16 protein-coding genes are annotated in these 16,125 nt (G+C 61.2%); 8 read left to right on the top strand and 8 right to left on the bottom strand.

Translation table 11 applies throughout. The features are described from left to right. Nucleotides 1-10: 10 nt before the first annotated feature. Nucleotides 11-2,368, bottom strand: a complete 2,358-nt coding sequence (locus tag ARCT_RS0105135; RefSeq protein WP_027239097.1) for a mechanosensitive ion channel family protein — start codon at nt 2,366-2,368, stop codon at nt 11-13. Nucleotides 2,369-2,713: 345 nt separating this feature from the next. Here ARCT_RS0105135 and ARCT_RS0105130 point away from each other — a divergent pair, with 345 nt between their 5' ends. Genes ARCT_RS0105130 through ARCT_RS0105100 form a run of 7 tightly spaced genes read left to right on the top strand, consistent with a single transcriptional unit; the run spans nt 2,714 to nt 9,241 of the window. Next, nucleotides 2,714-3,940 carry a glycosyltransferase family protein gene (locus tag ARCT_RS0105130; protein ID WP_322786406.1) on the top strand — a complete coding sequence of 409 codons (1,227 nt, stop codon included), beginning with the start codon at nt 2,714-2,716 and terminating at the stop codon, nt 3,938-3,940. After that, nucleotides 3,937-5,181: a glycosyltransferase gene (locus tag ARCT_RS0105125; protein ID WP_027239095.1), complete on the top strand. Its 1,245-nt coding sequence runs from the start codon at nt 3,937-3,939 to the stop codon at nt 5,179-5,181. Before ARCT_RS0105130 ends, ARCT_RS0105125 begins: the two co-directional genes overlap by 4 nt. Then, complete coding sequence (locus ARCT_RS0105120; protein WP_027239094.1) at nt 5,178-6,266, top strand: glycosyltransferase family 4 protein; 1,089 nt, start codon at nt 5,178-5,180, stop codon at nt 6,264-6,266. Before ARCT_RS0105125 ends, ARCT_RS0105120 begins: the two co-directional genes overlap by 4 nt. Next, entirely contained in the window at nt 6,263-6,850 is a 588-nt protein-coding gene (locus tag ARCT_RS0105115) for a histidine phosphatase family protein (RefSeq protein WP_027239093.1), read from the top strand. Before ARCT_RS0105120 ends, ARCT_RS0105115 begins: the two co-directional genes overlap by 4 nt. Then, a complete protein-coding gene (locus ARCT_RS0105110; RefSeq protein WP_027239092.1) occupies nt 6,847-7,983 on the top strand; it encodes a glycosyltransferase family protein in 1,137 nt (378 codons plus the stop codon). Before ARCT_RS0105115 ends, ARCT_RS0105110 begins: the two co-directional genes overlap by 4 nt. A gap of 8 nt (nt 7,984-7,991) precedes the next feature. Continuing rightward, the gene (locus tag ARCT_RS0105105) at nt 7,992-8,768 is read left to right on the top strand and encodes a polysaccharide deacetylase family protein (protein ID WP_027239091.1); all 777 of its coding nucleotides are present in this window, start codon (nt 7,992-7,994) and stop codon (nt 8,766-8,768) included. Next, complete coding sequence (locus ARCT_RS0105100) at nt 8,765-9,241, top strand: class I SAM-dependent methyltransferase (protein ID WP_027239090.1); 477 nt, start codon at nt 8,765-8,767, stop codon at nt 9,239-9,241. The genes ARCT_RS0105105 and ARCT_RS0105100 overlap by 4 nt, the downstream gene beginning before the upstream one ends. A 20-nt stretch (nt 9,242-9,261) precedes the next feature. On the opposite strand, the gene ARCT_RS25480 is transcribed toward ARCT_RS0105100, so the two are convergent. Both ARCT_RS25480 and ARCT_RS0105090 read right to left on the bottom strand, forming a co-directional pair. After that, complete coding sequence (locus ARCT_RS25480) at nt 9,262-10,056, bottom strand: metallophosphoesterase (RefSeq protein ID WP_036784452.1); 795 nt, start codon at nt 10,054-10,056, stop codon at nt 9,262-9,264. Nucleotides 10,057-10,093: 37 nt separating this feature from the next. Continuing rightward, entirely contained in the window at nt 10,094-11,236 is a 1,143-nt protein-coding gene (locus ARCT_RS0105090) for an alpha-D-ribose 1-methylphosphonate 5-triphosphate diphosphatase (RefSeq protein ID WP_027239089.1), read from the bottom strand. A gap of 52 nt (nt 11,237-11,288) precedes the next feature. Between ARCT_RS0105090 and ARCT_RS0105085 the strand changes: the two genes are divergently transcribed. Beyond that, nucleotides 11,289-11,984 (top strand): DUF1045 domain-containing protein, encoded by a 696-nt coding sequence (locus ARCT_RS0105085; protein ID WP_027239088.1) that lies wholly within the window; start codon nt 11,289-11,291, stop codon nt 11,982-11,984. Here the strand turns inward: ARCT_RS0105085 and phnN are convergent. The 5 genes from phnN to ARCT_RS0105055 form a co-directional block, all read right to left on the bottom strand. Further along, nucleotides 11,954-12,526 (bottom strand): phosphonate metabolism protein/1,5-bisphosphokinase (PRPP-forming) PhnN, encoded by a 573-nt coding sequence (gene phnN / locus ARCT_RS0105080; RefSeq protein WP_027239087.1) that lies wholly within the window; start codon nt 12,524-12,526, stop codon nt 11,954-11,956. The two genes, ARCT_RS0105085 and phnN, sit on opposite strands and share 31 nt — an antisense overlap. Further along, complete coding sequence (gene phnL, locus ARCT_RS0105075; protein ID WP_027239086.1) at nt 12,523-13,206, bottom strand: phosphonate C-P lyase system protein PhnL; 684 nt, start codon at nt 13,204-13,206, stop codon at nt 12,523-12,525. Before phnL ends, phnN begins: the two co-directional genes overlap by 4 nt. Before the next feature lie 12 nt (nt 13,207-13,218). Further along, on the bottom strand, nt 13,219-13,989 hold the full coding sequence (gene phnK / locus ARCT_RS0105070) for a phosphonate C-P lyase system protein PhnK (RefSeq protein ID WP_027239085.1): 771 nt from the start codon (nt 13,987-13,989) through the stop codon (nt 13,219-13,221). 26 nt (nt 13,990-14,015) lie between these two features. After that, complete coding sequence (locus tag ARCT_RS0105065; RefSeq protein ID WP_027239084.1) at nt 14,016-14,882, bottom strand: alpha-D-ribose 1-methylphosphonate 5-phosphate C-P-lyase PhnJ; 867 nt, start codon at nt 14,880-14,882, stop codon at nt 14,016-14,018. Between the two features lie 141 nt (nt 14,883-15,023). Beyond that, a complete protein-coding gene (locus ARCT_RS0105055) occupies nt 15,024-16,124 on the bottom strand; it encodes a carbon-phosphorus lyase complex subunit PhnI (protein WP_027239083.1) in 1,101 nt (366 codons plus the stop codon). Nucleotide 16,125: the final 1 nt, after the last annotated feature.

Raw genomic sequence — 16,125 nt, 5'->3', positions numbered from 1 at the left:
TTCCGGCAAGCTAGCGGTCATCACCACCATCGCCTTCATTGACGTCGAGCAGATCTTCATCGATTGCTGCCTGTACCGCCCCTGCCACCGCCTCTTTCTTATGCTGCGGCATATCCTCTACCTGCTCCTCGGCCAGCCGCACGGTGACCTCACGATGGGCAAACTTGATGCCTTCGCGGGCAAACAGCTCGCGGATGTCCTGATACACCCGTTTGCGCACCAGCCACTGGTCGCCCGGTTTGGTCATAAACTTGACCCGGATGATCATCGCCGAGTCCTGCATCTCAATGACCCCCTGCGATTTCAGGGGTTGCATGAAACTGTCACCGATGACCGGGTCAGTCAGCAACTCCTGCCCCAGTTTCTTGATCAGCTTGCGGACCTTCTCCACATCCGTGTCGTAGGTCACCCGCAGCGGCAGTTTCATCATGACCCAATCACGCGAGTAATTGGTCAGGACCTTGATCTCACCAAAAGGAATAGTGTGCAGCGCCCCAAGGTGATGTCGCAGCTGGAAAGACCGCACCGATATTTTCTCCACCGTGCCTTTGACTTCGCCAATGTCGATATACTCGCCCTTACGAAAGGCATCATCTAGCAGGAAAAATGCGCCCGAAAAGATATCCCGCACCAGGGTCTGCGACCCAAAGCCAACGGCCAGACCCACCACCCCAGCGCCGGCAAACAGCGGGCTGACATTCACCCCCAGCTCCAACAGCACAATCAGAACGATCGACACGACCACCACGGCCAGAATAACACCGCGAAACAGCGGCAAAAGCGTGGCCAGACGACTGGCGCCACCATGGCCGCCTTCATCCCCCAGCTCTGCCTCCGGCACATCGCCGACCTCATCATCAATCTTGCTGTCGATCCAGATCCGCGCGGTATGATAGACGATATAGCCCAGAAACAGGATGACAATGACATCAAATGCCCGCTCGGCGGCTGTGGTTTTCATCCAGCTGGCTTCGGGGGCCCAAACCAGGACAAGCGAATAGGCACCAACCAAGAAGGCAAGGATCCCGGCAACCCGGCGGGCCAGGTCCTGAAAGGTCGAGAGCCTGTATCCCTGCCTATGGGACATCGACTTGATCTCCTCTTCAGAGATCTCAGACAGCCTGCCGTCCTCGCCCATTTCTTCGGAGGCTGCGCCAGATGCAGGGTCAATCCCCTCCGGCGGGCGCCGACGATAGCTAAAGGCCTCAATGCCGTAGTTGATGACACCGTAGACCACCAGAATGGAGGTCAAAACCATATAGGTCCCTGCCATCAAGGGCACCGACATCTCCCGCTCCAACACCAGATCAAACGCCAGGTTCAGCCAGCCAAAGACGATATAGACGACCATGACGGGGGCCCAGGCGATCGACAGAACGCGCAGCAGCCAGGAACAGTCTTCCTTGCTGTGCCCGGCCCGGATTGCGTTTGAAATGGCCCTGGCGTTGAAGCCGATCAGGGCCAGGCCGCCCAATGCCCCCAGCAAAGCCAGGAACCCATAGACCAAGGCGTAGACATTGTAGTTCAGCCCAAAATCGTGAACCCAGGTAGCAAAAATCAGCGAAAAGACATCATAGGTCGCCAGCAGAGACGCCGAGATATACAGCCGCTTGGCGTCGCGATCGGAAAACACCGGCATCCGATATTGGCTGAGATAGGGCGACAGCACCATTCGCCACAGGTCAGACACAACGCTGGCAATAAAAAACGCGGTATAAATCGCGGTCACCGTGAATTCGATGGAACTGTCGCCCGATGCGCCAAAAATTATAAACGAGGCCAACAAGGCAAAAACCATCGCAACGATGGTTCCCAAAACCCCCATAAAGAAGCGATAGACCAGAAAGGGCATTTTCTCGTAATAGCCTTCCGGATCTGCCTTGATCCGAGCCACCACATAGCCTTTAGCAAACCGCTTGCCGTAGATCTCAACCGACAGCCAGCGCCCAATCAGCAGAAACAACAGGCTCCACCCCAGGACCTCGGCATAGGTGCGGATACGCCCCTCCGGGCTGGTTTGGCGCAGGATGTATTTCATCTCAAAGATAGAATAGGGCAGAGCCTCCAGGCGGCTGTTCAGCTCCTGGCGAAACGCCTGAAACTCTGACTGCGCCTTCATCAGCGATGAATGCCCTTCCATCGGCGAGGGTTCGGCTTTGGCTGCCCCCGGAGTGGCCGAGGTGACAGACCCACTGCCATCTACAATAATCACCCCAAGGCCACTTTCCGCCGCCAGCTCCACCGCCCGGGCGACCGGATCAGGGGTCACATCCGCTGCATCTTGTGCAAAGCCCGCGCCGGGACCTGCTATCGCGATGAAAAGCAGCAAGAGGCTCAAACAGAGAAACTGGGAAAATCGGTGGATCATAACTGACGGGCTCCGCTCAAAGGGTTTTTTCACGGTAACGGCAAGCCCCTCAATTCACAATTGCAAGCATCCGGTTTCATGGCAGGAGTATTTGCAACTATTGCAGAAACGGCCCCCTCGCAGTGCCGCAAACCGGTTCTGGTGCTGCCCGCCTCGTCAAACACAGCGCCATAGACCCGGGCCTGCGCTGTGTCCTCTTTCGCCAAGACAAAGGCCCACTGAGGGCAAAGAGCTGTCTTCTCCCTGCCAATTCCCTCAATTTCGGGTGTTTGAAAGGTTACCCCCCTTGATTTCGGCACTTTCCTATTGCACCACCCACACTGTAGTACAGCTGCAGGCTAGCCCATGACTTCGACCAAAGAATTTTCTCGCGAGCGAAACCACCTTCAACGCGGCCCCCGGGTAATGCTGTACAGTCATGATACATTCGGACTGGGTCATCTGCGCCGGTCCCGCGCGCTGGCGGGGGCGATTACCGCAGCCGATCCCACTGCTTCAGCTTTGATTTTGACCGGGTCTCCGGTGGCAGGTCGCTTTGCCTTTCCAAACCGTGTTGACCATATGCGCCTGCCTGGGGTGATCAAGCGCGCTGACGGCAGCTATGCCTCGCGCACCATGGGTATGAGTATCGAAGAAACAACGGAACTGCGCAGCGGCTTGATCCGCTCCATGGCCGAGCAATATGACCCTGATGTCTTGATCGTCGACAAAGAGCCCACTGGCTTTCGCGGTGAGCTGATGCCAACCCTGAAACTGCTCGCAGAGCAACAGCGCACCAAACTGGTCCTGGGTCTGCGTGATGTGCTGGACGAGCCTGAGGTTCTGGCGGCGGAATGGGCCCGCAAAGAAGCCGTCGAGACCACCGAAAATTACTACGACGAAATTTGGGTTTATGGTTTGTCCAGCATCTACGATCCAACCCAGGGGCTGGGCCTCAGCGCCGCAACACGGGCAAGGATGCACTGGACCGGCTACCTGCGGCGCGATCTCGGCGCCTGGGATGACCCGCCTGCGCAACCCTATGTGCTGATCACTCCCGGCGGCGGCGGCGATGGCGCCATGATGGTGGATCTGGTGCTGTCAGCCTATGAACAAGACCCCGCGCTGTCACCACGCGCCGTGCTTGTCTACGGACCTTTCCTCTCTGGTGAAACCCGCGAGGCCTTTGAGACCCGCGTTGCCGCTCTTGCGGGGCGCGTCACCTCTGTTGGTTTTGAATCGCGTATCGAGACCCTGTTTTCCGGCGCCCAGGGCGTTGTCTGCATGGGGGGCTACAACACCTTCTGCGAGGTGCTCTCGTTTGACAAGCCTGCTGTCATAGTGCCCCGCACCACGCCACGGTTGGAACAATGGATCCGCGCCAGCCGGGCCGAAGAGCTGGGCCTGGTTTCCATGCTGGATGAGCAACGAGATGGCTGGACGCCGAAGGCCATGAACAAGGCGATCCGCGCCTTGGCAGAGCAAAGCCCACCCTCAGCCGCCTTTTCAGATGGGTTCCTGGATGGGCTGGACTGCGTGACCCGGCGGGTGGCCTCCCTCTTGCGAGACCTGCCGCGAAAGGCCGCCGAATGAGCCAATATCATCCCTCGCTGGCGGTTCTGGTCAAAGGCTGGCCACGGCTGTCGGAAACCTTTATCGCCCAGGAACTGGTCGCGCTGGAAGAGGCTGGCCTGACCTTTGAAATCTGGTCCCTGCGCCACCCAACCGATGTAAAGCGCCACCCGCTACATGACCGACTAAAGGCAAAGGTGCGCTATCTGCCCGAGTATCTGTATCAGGAGCCTGACCGCGTCTGGTCCGCCCGCGCAAAGGTGCAGGCCTTGCCGGGCTACACTGAGGCTTACCGCGTATGGCGTGCAGATCTGGCCCGCGATCCCAGCCGCAACCGCATCCGCCGTTTTGGCCAGGCCTGTGTTCTGGCCGCCGAAGCCCCCGCCGCGGTGCTGGGGCTCTATGCGCATTTCCTGCATACCCCCGCCTCTGTGGCACGCTACGCCGCAATCATGCGGGGATTGCCCTGGAGCTTCTCGGCACATGCCAAGGACATCTGGACTTCACCGGACTGGGAAATAACCGAAAAACTATCAAGCCAGCATCACGGCGCCTCCTTTGGCGCCACCTGCACCGGCTTTGGCGCCCGCCACCTGCAGCAGATGTCAGACGACCCAAGCCGCATTGATCTGATCTATCACGGGTTGGATCTTGGACGTTTCCCCACTCCCCCCACCCGGAGCTGGCGCAGGGCTGACGCGCCCCTGAAACTGATGTCGGTAGGCCGCTTGGTGGAGAAAAAGGGCTTTGATCGGCTGATTGCCGCTTTGGCCTTGCTGCCGCCGGATCTGGACTGGCACTGGACCCATATTGGTGGCGGTGGCCTCAATGATCTGTTGCAGGACATGGCTCAGGACGCCGGTATCGCGCAGCGAATTACCTGGCGGGGCGCCTGTGATCAGCCCGAAGTCATCGCGGCGATGCGGGCCTCCGATCTGTTTGTGTTGCCCAGCCGGGTCGCGGCGGACGGGGATCGCGATGGGCTGCCCAATGTGCTGATGGAGGCGGCCTCGCAATTGCTGCCAATCCTGTCAACGCCGGTTTCTGCCATTCCCGAATTCATCGACAGTGGCACCCATGGGCTGCTCAGCAAAGATGATCCAGAGGCCCTGGCCGAGGCCATCCTGTTGCTGGCCCGCAAGCCACAGATGGCGCAAGACATGGCCGAGGCAGCGCTGCTGCGGTTGCGGCGTGACTTTGGCATGGAGCCTGGCATTGCCCAGCTGGTCACCCGCCTGGACACCATGCTGCAGGGCTCATGACACCCAAAACCACCAGGCGGATCGCATTTTATGCGCCGATGAAATCGCCGCGCCACCCGGTGCCTTCGGGTGATCGGGAAATGGCACGCAACCTGAGCGCCATCATTGCCGCAGGCGGTGCCGAGGTTGATCTGGTGACCGAGCTGAAGATTTTTGACAAAACCGGCGATGCAGCGCTTCAGGCACTGCTGCGGGACAAGGCCGCCCAGGAGGTCCGCCGTCTCTGTGCCGAGATGCCCGCCGTGGATCTTTGGGTCACCTATCACAACTACTACAAGGCGCCGGATCTTATTGGCCCCCAGGTCGCACAGGCGCGGGGTATTCCCTATGTGCAGATAGAAAGCACCCGTGCCTCCCGGAGGCTGACCGGCCCCTGGGCCGGGTTTGCCCAATCCGCCCATGAGGCCGCTGATGCCGCCGCAGTGATTTTCTACTTCACCGCCAATGATCTGATCACGCTGGAACGTGACAAACACCCCGATCAATCCCTGCAAAGCCTGGCCCCGTTTCTGCCCATTGCCACCCTGCCGCCCGCCAGCACTCTGGACGGCCCAATGCTGAGCGTTGGCATGATGCGCAAAGGAGACAAGCTCGCCTCCTACCAGATCATTGCAGACAGCCTGCGGGCGCTACAGGGCGACTGGCAGTTGCAGATCGCCGGGGACGGCCCCGCCCGGCCCGAGGTTGAGGCCCTGATGGCGCCCTTTGCTGGCCGCATCACCTTTCTGGGCCAACTCTCCCGCTCCGAACTGGCCAAGGCCTATGAACGGGCCAGCCTGTTCTTTTGGCCCGGTGTCAACGAGGCCATTGGCATGGTCTATCTCGAAGCCCAAAGCCATGGAGTTCCGGTGGTGGCGCAGGACCGGCCAGGCATGCGGGACATTCTGGCTCCGGGAGACTATCCTGAGGTGGCCCTTGGCGACGCGGCGCTGACCGCCAGGCTGCAACAGCTGTTGTCCAACCCTGGCCTGCGGCAAGACCTAGGCGCACAGGCCCGCGAGATGATCGCGGCCAACCATCTGGCCCCAGCGGCCAGCGCCCGGTTCTGGAGCGCCGTCACCCCCTTGCTTGAGGAGAGCCCATGATCCGCCTTGCTCTTTTGCGCCATGGCCATACTGCCTGGAACCGCGCTGGTCAGATCCAGGGGCGCAGCGATATCCCACTGGACGCCCAGGCCCGTGCAGAGCTGGGCGAATTTGTCCTGCCCAGCCCCTGGGATCAGGCCGAGCTCTGGTCCAGCCCGCTGGCGCGGGCGGTGGAAACAGCCCAGTTGGTCGCAGGTAAAACCCCACGGACCGCCCCCAACCTGACAGAGATGTTTTGGGGAGACTGGGAAGGCAAGAAGGGCCTGGAGCTGAAGGCGGAGCCAAACAGTGGCTTTCGCGACATAGAACACTGGGGCTGGGACTATCGCCCGCCCGGCGGAGAAAGCCCGGCCGAGGTCTGGATGCGGATCAAACCCTGGCTGGCCAGCCTGGAGCGCGACACAGTTGCGGTCTGCCATATCGGCATCATGCGGATGATCCTGGCGCGGGCCTATCAGTGGAATTTCGACGGACCCGCGCCCTTTCGCATCAAACGCAACCGGCTTTTTGTTATTGAACTGAACGGTGAAGACCTGTCCCCCTGGGCCGAACCTGTACGACTGCTGAAACGATCCGCACCATGAAGGTCATGATTGTCGTCACCCATTTGCTTGGCACCGGGCATCTGTCGCGGGCGCTGACCCTGGGGCGCGCCTTTCGAGCTGCCGGCGATGAGGTGCAGATCGTCTCGGGCGGCTTTCCCGCACCGCAGCTCGACATGGGCGACATAGACATGCTGCAACTGCCGCCGTTGCGCTCGGACGGGGTGAATTTCACCCAGCTTTTGACCCCCAGCGGGGCGCTGGCCGATGACCGGTTTTATCAGGAGCGCCAGCTGACGCTTTGTCAGGCGGTGCAAGAACTGCAGCCCGATGTGCTGATCACCGAGCTATATCCCTTTGGCCGACGTTCGCTGCGCCATGAGTTTCGTGCCCTGCTGCAGGCCTCCAAGGCGCTTCCCAAGCCACCAAAGATCCTCGCCTCGATCCGCGATATTCTGGCACCGCCCTCAAAACCCGAAAAAGCCGTCAAGGCGGATGCGGTGATCGCAGAGTTCTATGACGCGGTTCTGGTGCATTCCGACCCCCAGGCCACCCGGCTGGAGCTGAGCTGGCCGGTCTCTGACAGGCTGGCCGCCAAGGTGCATTACACAGGGTTTGTCGCCCCGGCCGCAGCCGGGCCACATCCTGAGGCCGAAGGCAGCGGCGAGATCCTGGTCAGCGCCGGCGGTGGCAGTGTCGGGGATGAAATCTACCAGACAGCGCTGCAGGCGGCGCGGTTGATGCCAGACACCCCTTGGCGTCTGCTGGTGGGTGGCAGCGATGCAAACGCCCGGATTGAACAGCTGTCCAAGATCCCTTCGCCGGCAATAATGGAACCGGCTCGCCCGGACTTTCGCCAGATGCTCACCCATGTGGCGGCCTCGGTCAGCATGTGCGGCTACAACACCGCGCTGGATCTGTTGCAGGCCGAAACACCCGCTGTGCTCATTCCCTTTGATGCCGGAAAAGAAGTAGAACAAAGCCTGCGCGCCCAAAGCCTGACACCGTTGGCAGGTATCGAGGCCCTGCGCACTGCCGAGCTCACCCCCGAGCGCCTGATTGCGGCAGTCAAAAAGGTGCGTTGCGCGCCGCGCCGCTCAGCCGATCAGTTTCAGTTTGACGGCGCCCGACGGGCGGTAGAGATTGCCCGTGATCTGGCCGAAACACAGGTATGAGTACAGGTATGAGCACAGATACCCCCCCCGATTGGGCGCCGCTTGAGGCAGAGCTCGCCAAATGGCAGGCCGAGGCGCAACAGCTGCCCCTGTGGTGGCGGGACGACGACGCCATAGAGCCAACCGCGCAGCTACACCAGCTCAGCACCTTGTCGCAGAAACTGGGTCTGCCGGTCCATCTGGCGGTCATCCCCGCGGCGGCCAATCCGCAGCTGGCGGCTTATGTGGCTCTGCATCCTCAGCTTATTCCCGTTGTGCATGGCTGGGCGCACCAGAACCAGGCAGCCAGTGGTCAAAAGAAATGTGAATTCCCCAACCAGCGCCCGGCGCAGGTGGCACTTGGCGAGATACAGCAGGGGCTGGCCCGCTTGCAGGGGCTTTTTGACGCCCCCCTGCTGCCGATATTTGTGCCGCCCTGGAACCGGATTGCGCCAGATCTGGTGCCCGCCCTCGCGGACCTGGGCTTTGCCGCCCTGTCGACCTTTACCCCCCGCCAAAGCCCCCTGGCGGCGCCGGGGCTGGCGCAGATCAATACCCATCTCGACCCGATCGACTGGAAAGGCAGCCGATCGCTGGTTGCGCCGCAGCGATTGATCGCGCAGGTCTGCGACCAGCTGCGCGCGCGCCGCAAAGGCATGGCAGACAACCGCGAGCCCTATGGTATCCTCACCCACCATCTGGTGCATGATGCGGCCATCTGGGAGTTCACCGAGGCGCTGATAGCGCGCCTGATGCAGGGGCCGGGACAGGTCTGGAAATTTGACAACAAGGACGATCTGAGATGAGCCGACTGGATTCTATGCTGCGCCGTTTTACCGCCCAGCGCGACGGGCTGAACTGGGCCGCCGCAGAAATCGCCGGAGTTGCGGGCGATGTGCTGGACATGGGGCTGGGCAATGGCCGCACCTATGACCACCTGCGCGAGACCCTGCCCGACCGCCGTGTCTGGGTTATCGACCGGGTCCTGCAGTGCCATCCTTCCTGCGTCCCCCCCAAAGAGGATTTTCTGCAGGGCGAGGCGGTTCCGATGCTGGAGCACCTCAAATCCGAGGGCCACAAAATTGTCCTGGCCCACTATGACTTTGGCTTTGGCGTCAAGGAACAGGATGTGGCCGAGGCCGCCGCCATGTCGCCGGTGATCGCATCTGTCATGGCCAGGGGTGGCATCGTGGTATCCGGCCAGCCGCTGGTGGGGTTTGAAGAACTCAAAGGCCCCGCAGGGATCCCCGAGGGCCGCTATCTGTTCTACCGCGCCTGATCCGTCACCAAACCAGCAAATCAGTACGCTCCGGTCCCGACCTCATAGGCACAGAAGATCTCGTTCTGGATGCTGACCTTGGTGCCGTCGATCAGGATAACACCCAGACACGGATCCTCTTGCGCCGGAGCAAAGCTATCCCAATCCCAGGCAGGTGCTGGCGGTGGGGCTTGGTAAAGTACCGACCCCAGCGTCGTGAACGGCAGTCCCTGCACTGCACCACAAACCCTGCGGTGAACATGCCCGATGCAAAGCTGGCTTACTTTCCTGACGCTATTGTTTAGCACGTCCAGAAAAGCATCTCCCTCCTCCATGTTACTCTGGTCCTGCATCGGCAAACCCAAATCGAACGGCGGATGATGCATGAACAAAAGAACCGGCAGGTCCGCTGCGTTTTTGAGAACCTGCATTAGCCAGCTGCGACGCTCGCAACAGAACTCACCCGCGTCACTCCCGGTTTTCTGAGTGTCCAGAGCAACAATCACTGCGGCCTCTGTCGGCATTACATATTGCACAAAGGTCTCCATGCAGCCATCAGGCAGCGGCAGGGTGCGGCGCAGCAGTCCACGATCGTCGTGATTTCCGACCAGGGGCAGATAGGGAATGTCCAACTGCTGCAACCGGCTGTGCAGCCCAGCATAGTCATCCAGGGTTCCCCGATCCACCAGGTCACCTGAAAGAACACAGTAGGCCGCATCCCTGTGATGGGCATTGATATAGGCAATCGCGGCATCCAGCCGCGCTCGTGGATCGTGCCCCAGAACCTCTCCGTCTTCGACATAGTGAAGATCGGACAACCAGATGATCTTTTCCATGTTTTCCGCTCCCAAAGACTGACCTAGCGGTCCCAATCTAGGCCACCCGCTGCCCGCGTGCCCAGGTGCCGCGCAGCGCGGGCGTGTTGTCGATCAGCCGGAACCGGATCAGATCCGCCCGTTTGCCCAGCTCGATCCGGCCCCGGTCAGCCAGTTCAACCGCATCCGCCGGTGCCTGGGTGACGGTCGACAGGCCCCGCGCCATATCGCCCCAGATCTCGCCCAGCTTGACCGCCGACATCAGCAGCGCGGCCGGCACGTAGTCTGACGAGATGATATCCAGCAGTTCCAGCTCAGCCAGTTCCCGTGCCGCCACATTGCCCGAGTGAGAGCCGCCGCGGATCAGGTTCGGAGCCCCCATCATCACCTTGATCCCATGGGCGTGGCAGGCCCGCGCCGCCTCGACCGTGGTTGGGAATTCGGCCAGATGGATACCATGATTGGCGGAGGTGGCCACCTGCTCTGCCGTGGTGTCGTCATGACTGGCCAGCACTGCGCCAAACCGGCGGGCTGCCTTGACCGCCTCAACCTCATGCAGATCCCCGTGGGTGTCACGCAGGGTTTTCAGATGGGCGACATGCGCCGCAAACTCTGCGTCGTTAAACCCGTGCTTGCCTTTGACATAGGCCTCCAGTTTGGAAATATCACGGAACTGGCGTTGCCCTGGCGTGTGATCCATCAAAGAGACCAGACCCACACGATCAGCTTCGCCAAACTCTGCCAATTCTTCGACCAATGTATCCGAACAGACCTCTGCCCGCAGGTGCAGGAAATGTGAGATCTTCAGCGCATCTGCTGCCCGCAGCTCCAGAAGCTCCGTCGCCAGCCCCCGCGCATAAGAGCCATAGCGGCTTTCTTTGCGGCTGACCGACCCAACCCGCATGGCGTCAAAAACGGTGGTGATCCCGGTGCCTGCCAGTTCCGCATCATGGGCCATGATGGCGGCGGCATGGGGCCAGTCGACGGAAGGGCGCGGCTGGATATGACGCTCCAGATTATCCGTGTGCAATTCAACCAGACCGGGGCATAGGTAGTCGCCCTCACAGTCCAGCGCGCCCTGGGGAACAGCTGTGCCCCCAGAGATATCCGCAATTTCTCCGCCCAGGAGTTTAACTTGTCCGCGCAGCGTCTCACTGGGCAGAACAAGGGTGGCATTGGCAAGGATCAGTTCATCTGTCATCTGGGCTTCACATCTTTCGAGCTATAGGAATGGCCACGTATAGGAGGCCAATGTGACATTCACGCGATATGCGATCTATTATGCCCCTCCGGCCATGGCCGATTGGAGCGTCTTTGCAACCCAGTGGCTGGGCTGGGACATGGCGGCTGGGCGGGTCATTGCCCAACCGGAGATTTCCGGCCTCGATCTGGCGCGCATCACCGCAGTGCCCCGTAAATACGGGCTGCATGCAACGCTGAAGCCGCCGATGCGACTGGCCGAGGGCTATGCCCTGGCCGACCTGCAACAGGCCTGCGCTGCCCTGGCGGCCAGCCAGGCCCCGGTCGTGCTGGAGGGGCTGCATCTGGCCCGCCTGGGGCGTTTTCTGGCCCTGCGCGTCGTTGGCGATGAAACCGCCCTTGGCAGGCTCGCGGCGGCCTGCGTCCGGGATCTGGACGGGTTTCGCGCGCCTGCCCCGGATGCCGAATTGGAGAAGCGCCGCGCGGCGGGCCTTACCCCGGCGCAGGAGGTCAATCTGATCGCCTGGGGCTACCCCTATGTGCTGGATCAGTTCCGTTTTCACGTCACTCTCACCGGGAAGCTGCCCAAGATGGAGCTCCCAGCCGTCGAGGCGGCCCTTGAGGCGCATTTGATGCCCCTGTTGCCCCGCCCACTGACGATCCGGGATATTGCCCTTATGGGCGAAGACGCCGAGGGACGGTTTCATCTGATCCACCGCTATCCCCTCTCTGGCGCAGCGGTCGCGTAGATCGCCGCACGAGCTGCTGCCACGGCCTGTTGCAGATCTCCACTGTTGTCGATCTGGTGCAGCCGCCGTAGCCCCGCAGGCAGCGGCTGGCGGGCGCGGGCAAGGCGACGTTGAACCTCGGCGCTGTCCTCGCGCCCGCGCTGTGTCAACCGCTCGGCCAGAACCTCCGGGCGGGCCGTCACAGAGAGCACGATGACATCGCCAAAGATCTCTTGCGCCTGAAGCAACACAGCGCGCGAGAGATTGACCAGAACGCCCCTGCCCTCAGCCCGCAGCGCGTTGATCTGATGTGGGATGCCATAGTGCAACCCATGTGCAGACCAGTGCAGGGCAAAATGCCCCTCCTCCACCAGCTTGCTGAACGCACCTTCGCTCACCGCATCGTAGTCCTCGCCGCCGGCCTCTGGCGCGCGGGTCACCACCCGGCGCATCAGGCAAAGGTTTTGGTCCCCAGCAGCCAGGGCCTCCATCAGACTGTCCTTGCCCACGCCCGAAGGCCCAACGACAGCAATCACCGGTCCCTTTGCGGAGGTCTCTGTCATGCTGCCACCTGCGGAGAAAACACCGAGACATCGACAAAGCTGTCGCAGACCTGATCGCGGGCGGCCTCATCATGGAAAATGCCGATAATGGCCGCCCCCCGTGATTTGGCGCCTTCGATCAGGCGCAGCACCGTGGCGCGGTTCTTGGCATCCAGACTGGCGGTGGGCTCATCCAGCAAAAGCGCCGGATAGTCATAGGCAAAGCCACGGGCGATATTCACCCGCTGCTGCTCGCCACCGGAAAATGTTGTCGGGCTCAACGACCAGAGCCGCTCTGGAATATTCAGCTCCGCCAACAGACTGGCGGCCCTGTCCCGCGCGGCCTCAATCGGGGTGCCAACAGCCAGCAGTGGCTCTGCCACCACGTCCAGCGCCGCCACCCGTGGCACCACCCGCAGAAACTGGCTGACATAGCCCAGGGTGTCGCGGCGCAGGGCGATGATCTGGCGGGGCTCGGCCTGCGCCACATCCAGATCTCCCACCATGACCCGTCCCGAGGCCGCCAGGTAGTTGCCATAAATCAGTCGCATCAGGGTGGATTTCCCGGCCCCCGAAGCGCCAATCAGACCGACACATTCCCCTGCAGCGACCTGCAGGTTGACCCGCTCCATCACCGGGATCACCGCGCTGCCCTGGTTGTGCAGGGTAAAGCTCTTGCTCACATTTTCGAGTTCAATCATCGTCTTCATCCTTCAGACCTGCAGCACCGAGGAAACCAGGAGCTGGGTATAGGCATGTTGCGGGTCATCCAGCACCTGATCGGTGAGGCCACTTTCGACCACATGGCCGTCTTTCATCACCATCAGCCGATCTGCCAACAGCCGCACAACGGCCAGATCATGGGTGACGATAATGGCGCTCAGCCCCATTTCCCGCACCAGGCTGCGCAGCAGATCCAGCAGCCGCGCCTGCACCGAGACATCCAGCCCGCCAGTGGGTTCATCCATAAACACCAGACGCGGGCCTGTGACCAGATTGCGGGCAATCTGCAACCGCTGCTGCATACCGCCAGAAAAGGCCGAGGGGCGATCATCAATGCGGCTGTCGCTGATTTCCACCCGTCCCAGCCAATCGGCAGCCTGGGTGCGGATCTCGCCGTAGTGACGCCCGCCCACGGCCATCAGCCGCTCGCCGATATTGCCGCCAGCCGAAACCGACATGCGCAGCCCGTCACGGGCGTGCTGATGCACAAAGGCCCAGTCAGTGCGCCCCAGCATGCGGCGTTCTGGCTCTGACATCTTTAGTGTATCCACTGGACCATCGGCGCGGGTGTCAAACACCACCGCGCCGCGATCCGGCGGATGATGACCTGCCATGGCATTCAAAAGCGTCGATTTGCCAGACCCGCTTTCGCCAACGATCCCCATGACCTCTCCGGGGTAGAGATCAAAGCTCACGTCCTTGCAGCCAATTCGGGGCCCGTACATCTTTGTCAGGGAATTCACCTGCAACAGCGGTGTCATGTCCTGGTCTCCAATTTGAGAGCTCATCACGCGGCCTCCCCTTCGTTTTCACCCAGACGGCCCACATGGCCTTCGGCACGTCTTGTGCGGCAATAATCGGTGTCCGAGCAGACAAACATTCGACTGCCCGCATCATCCAGAATGACCTCGTCCAGATAGCTGTCCTCAGCCGCACAGAGATCGCAAGCATGGTCGGCTTTGGTGGCTTCAAAGGGGTAGTCCTCAAAATCCAGGCTCACCACCTTTGTGTAGGGCGGCACTGCATAGATGCGCTGTTCGCGCCCCGCGCCAAACAACTGGATCGCTGCCATCTCCAGCTTTGGGTTATCGAACTTTGGAATAGGCGAGGGATCCATCACATAGCGATCCTCCACCTTGACCGGATAGGCATAGGAGGTGGCGATATCGCCGTGCTGGCTGATATCCTCGTATAGTTTCACATGCATCAACCCGTATTCTTCCAGACTGTGCATCTTGCGCGTTTCCGTCTCGCGCGGCTCCAGAAAGCGCAGCGGTTCCGGGATTGGCACCTGATAGACCAGGATCTGATCCTCGGTGAGCTCGGCCTCTGGGATCCGGTGGCGGGTCTGGATAACGCTGGCCTTGGTGGTTTCCTCGGTGGTGGCAACCCCGGCGGTGCGTTCAAAGAACTTGCGGATCGACACCGCATTGGTGGTGTCGTCGGCGCCCTGGTCAATCACCTTGAGCCTATCCTCTGGCGTCAGCACTGCGGCTGAGACCTGCACGCCGCCCGTGCCCCAGCCATAGGGCATCGGCATTTCACGGCTGGCAAAGGGCACCTGATAGCCAGGCACCGCCAGACCTTTCAGGATCGCCCGGCGGATCATCCGCTTGGTTTGTTCGTCTAGGTATGCAAAGTTATAGTCAGACATGTTGGGCTTCCTTCTTACCTTTGGCCCGGCATCGCCGGGCCGCGCCCGCCCTCCCCGTCAAATCGGAGACTTGCGTCCTGCAAAATGGGAGGGTGCTTTGCACCCACCCGAGGTCGGGCACTGCCCTATGTTCCAAGTGTTTCATTCCGCCGCCTCCTGTGCGGCCATCTGATCCGCCAGCTCCTGCGCTTCGCGGCGCAGTTTGCGCACCAGTTCCAGCTCGGATTGAAAATCCACGTAATGCGGCAGCTTGATGTGCTCCAGGAAACCCGTCGCCTGGATATTGTCGCAGTGGCTGAGGACAAATTCTTCGTCCTGTGCTGCGGCACCTAGGTTGTCCTCGCCCAGATCTTCCCAGCGCAGCGCCCGGTCGACCAACGCCATGGCGATGCTCTTGCGCTCTGACTGGCCAAAGACCAGACCATAGCCACGGGTGAACTGCGGCGGCACGGTTTTGGAGCCTTTGAACTGGTTCACCGTCTCACATTCGGTCAGCTCCACCTCACCAATCTCGATGGCAAAGCCCAGTTCGGGGATCTCCATCTCAACCGGCACCTTGCCAATGCGCAGCTCGCCGACAAAGGCATGGTTGCGCGCATAGCCGCGCTGGGTGGAATAGGCCATGCCAAGGATAAACCCCTCATCCCCCCGCGCCAGCGACTGCAGCCGCACGGCGCGCCCGGCAGGGAAGCTCATCGGTTCGCGGGTCAGATCACCGGGCACGGCTTCTGAGCCTGGCTCGCGCTCAATGATGTCCTCGCCCTGCAAAAACTCGGTGATATGCGGGGTTGTTTCCATACGCGGTGGCGCAGTCGGGGCCTCAGGCTGCTCACCATCTGCGGCCAGTTTGAAATCCAGCAAGCGATGGGTGTAGTCAAAGGTTGGCCCCAGCACCTGCCCACCAGGGGCATCCTTGAAGGTGGCGGAAACCCGGCGATCACAGGCCATGGCGCCAGTATCTACCGCTTCGCTATACCCAAAGCGCGGCAGGGTGGTGCGATAGGCGCGGATCAGAAAGATCGCCTCGATCAGATCACCACGCGACTGCTTGATCGCCAGGGCTGCCAGGTCAGGATCATAAAGCGAGCCCTCAGACATGACACGATTGACAGCGAGGCTCATCTGTTCGCGGATCTGCGCCAGGCTGAGCTCCGCAACGCCGGTATCACCACGACGCTCTTCGGCGAGCCAGGCATGGGCATTGTCGATGGCACGTTCGCCACCCTTTACGGCTACATACATG

It is taken from the genome of Pseudophaeobacter arcticus DSM 23566 (genome assembly GCF_000473205.1).
Taxonomy (GTDB): Bacteria; Pseudomonadota; Alphaproteobacteria; order Rhodobacterales; family Rhodobacteraceae; genus Pseudophaeobacter; species Pseudophaeobacter arcticus.
The sequence above is the reverse complement of the archived record's forward strand: the minus strand, read 5'-3'. Positions and strand labels throughout refer to the sequence as shown.

Coding starts and splice junctions, on each gene's coding strand:
- ARCT_RS0105110 (WP_027239092.1), top strand. CDS start 6,847: ATGAAGGTCATGATTGTCGTCACCCATTTGCTTGGCACCGGGCATCTG.
- phnN (WP_027239087.1), bottom strand. CDS start 12,526: ATGACAGAGACCTCCGCAAAGGGACCGGTGATTGCTGTCGTTGGGCCT.
- ARCT_RS0105115 (WP_027239093.1), top strand. CDS start 6,263: ATGATCCGCCTTGCTCTTTTGCGCCATGGCCATACTGCCTGGAACCGC.
- phnK (WP_027239085.1), bottom strand. CDS start 13,989: ATGACACCGCTGTTGCAGGTGAATTCCCTGACAAAGATGTACGGGCCC.
- ARCT_RS25480 (WP_036784452.1), bottom strand. CDS start 10,056: ATGGAAAAGATCATCTGGTTGTCCGATCTTCACTATGTCGAAGACGGA.
- ARCT_RS0105105 (WP_027239091.1), top strand. CDS start 7,992: ATGAGCACAGATACCCCCCCCGATTGGGCGCCGCTTGAGGCAGAGCTC.
- ARCT_RS0105120 (WP_027239094.1), top strand. CDS start 5,178: ATGACACCCAAAACCACCAGGCGGATCGCATTTTATGCGCCGATGAAA.
- ARCT_RS0105100 (WP_027239090.1), top strand. CDS start 8,765: ATGAGCCGACTGGATTCTATGCTGCGCCGTTTTACCGCCCAGCGCGAC.
- ARCT_RS0105125 (WP_027239095.1), top strand. CDS start 3,937: ATGAGCCAATATCATCCCTCGCTGGCGGTTCTGGTCAAAGGCTGGCCA.
- phnL (WP_027239086.1), bottom strand. CDS start 13,206: ATGATTGAACTCGAAAATGTGAGCAAGAGCTTTACCCTGCACAACCAG.
- ARCT_RS0105090 (WP_027239089.1), bottom strand. CDS start 11,236: ATGACAGATGAACTGATCCTTGCCAATGCCACCCTTGTTCTGCCCAGT.
- ARCT_RS0105065 (WP_027239084.1), bottom strand. CDS start 14,882: ATGTCTGACTATAACTTTGCATACCTAGACGAACAAACCAAGCGGATG.
- ARCT_RS0105135 (WP_027239097.1), bottom strand. CDS start 2,368: ATGATCCACCGATTTTCCCAGTTTCTCTGTTTGAGCCTCTTGCTGCTT.
- ARCT_RS0105130 (WP_322786406.1), top strand. CDS start 2,714: ATGACTTCGACCAAAGAATTTTCTCGCGAGCGAAACCACCTTCAACGC.
- ARCT_RS0105055 (WP_027239083.1), bottom strand. CDS start 16,124: ATGTATGTAGCCGTAAAGGGTGGCGAACGTGCCATCGACAATGCCCAT.